The following is a 1,639-nucleotide window of genomic DNA, read 5'->3' on the forward strand; positions in this document are numbered from 1 at the left end:
CTATTATCAAGAAGCTTGGTTCATGTAGGGTGGGCAGTGCACCAGACAGATAATGAAGCTTGCAAAGCGCGTTGGTAGGCACTGCCCACCCTACGATTAGCGATGCAGCGCGGTCTTGGGGGTTTCCCTCATGAGCGACTGCATCAAGACAATGACAATGGTGCAAGATCTCAGAATATGACTACTTTATAGTAGATAATAGGTAATGGGTAATGGATAATGGGAAATCGGTAATAGTAAACCACTAACCAATTACCAATTACCAAATAACTATCTGTAGCCTTATTGTGCCTCAGTTTTATTAGTAGGATTTTTTACCTTGGCGCTTCTGTACTGACGTTAATCCCATAACTCCGAAGGCAAACAGCGTACCCAGGAGAGTTCCTGGTTCTGGTGTCGATACACTGTTTGATGGTAGGTTCGGTGTGTGTGTGAGTCCCCTGACAACCATGACATTATCGTTATAGTCTTGGTCTCCTCCGCCCCAAATGTCTTCAAATCCTAGCATTACAAACTTTTCCCCTCCAAATTCAAGTTCATAACCCAAGAGATGGTTGAATCCGTCGGGGTTTTGTTGGGTATCGAAACCAAAGAAGTTGCGACCACCATTGTGTCCATTGGACTTTATGAAGAATTCAATAAAGGTGTTACCGGCAAAATTCCCCAGATTTACACCTTGACCAAGTGCCAAAGAACCATCTTCCTCAGGAAGAATGCTCAAGGGAGAGGAAACATCATTAAACACCATTTCTTTAGTGTTACCACCATCCACAGAATAGAATAGTTGATTTCTGTAAGTTGCTCCTTCGTTGATAAAAAATAATTCCACATCGTTGGCACCACTTTCCCAGCGCAGATTATTTAAATCGACTTCAGGTAAATCATCTTGATTTATCATTAACCTTTCATAATTTACAAAATCGTTAAAGAATTGCCACTGATCATAGGTTAGTTTTGGTTCGTCATTCCCTGAATTGCTATACTGTTGATTGTATTCTTGCTCAGATACATCAGATCCATTTGTGGTTGCAGATGCTTGATTGGCAGAACACAAAACTCCTAAAACAGTACCGGTCGCCATTAATGCAGAAAGCAGTTTATATTTCATTGAGTGACTTACCTGATTCACACTTATTGGTTCTAGAGATTAGGGAGTAGAGAGCAGTTTTGTCTGTGAATTCCCTGTTATTTATAAGTCTCTCTGTCCGATGTATGCGATCGCGTTTATAAAGCTTTGATGTCAGGTTTAACTTTTGTATAAATTCTTGATCAAATAGTGTGAGGTGAGTGAAATATACCAAAGGGAACAGGGAACAGGGAACAGGGAACAGGGAGTAGGGAGTATGGAACAGGGAACAAAAATTATCACAATTCATTTAAGATTGGTATAGCTTTCTCAAAACTCCTGAGGTAATAATTGAGCTATCAGTTATCAGTTATCAATATATTAGCCATCAGCCATCAGCCATCAGCCATCAGCCATCAGCCATCAGCCATCAGCCATCAGCCATCAGCCATCAGCCATCAGCCATCAGCCATCAGCCATCAGCCATCAGCCACCAGCCATCAGCCATCAGCCATCAGCCACCAGCCATCAGCCATCAGCCATCACCCACCAACCATCAACCATCACCCAACA

2 protein-coding genes and 1 pseudogene are annotated in these 1,639 nt (G+C 42.2%); 1 reads left to right on the top strand and 2 read right to left on the bottom strand.

Translation table 11 applies throughout. From position 1 onward, the window contains the following. Positions 1-301: 301 nt before the first annotated feature. Both F6K53_RS40790 and F6K53_RS40795 read right to left on the bottom strand, forming a co-directional pair. Positions 302-1,108: a DUF4114 domain-containing protein gene (locus F6K53_RS40790; RefSeq protein ID WP_075905277.1), complete on the bottom strand. Its 807-nt coding sequence runs from the start codon at positions 1,106-1,108 to the stop codon at positions 302-304. Then, entirely contained in the window at positions 1,098-1,376 is a 279-nt protein-coding gene (locus F6K53_RS40795) for a hypothetical protein (protein WP_293085923.1), read from the bottom strand. The genes F6K53_RS40790 and F6K53_RS40795 overlap by 11 nt, the downstream gene beginning before the upstream one ends. Positions 1,377-1,417: 41 nt before the next feature. Here F6K53_RS40795 and F6K53_RS40800 point away from each other — a divergent pair. Then, positions 1,418-1,639, top strand: a pseudogene (locus F6K53_RS40800) (hypothetical protein); the annotation flags it as partial.

Source organism: Moorena sp. SIO4A1 (genome assembly GCF_010672065.1).
GTDB lineage: Bacteria > Cyanobacteriota > Cyanobacteriia > Cyanobacteriales > Coleofasciculaceae > Moorena.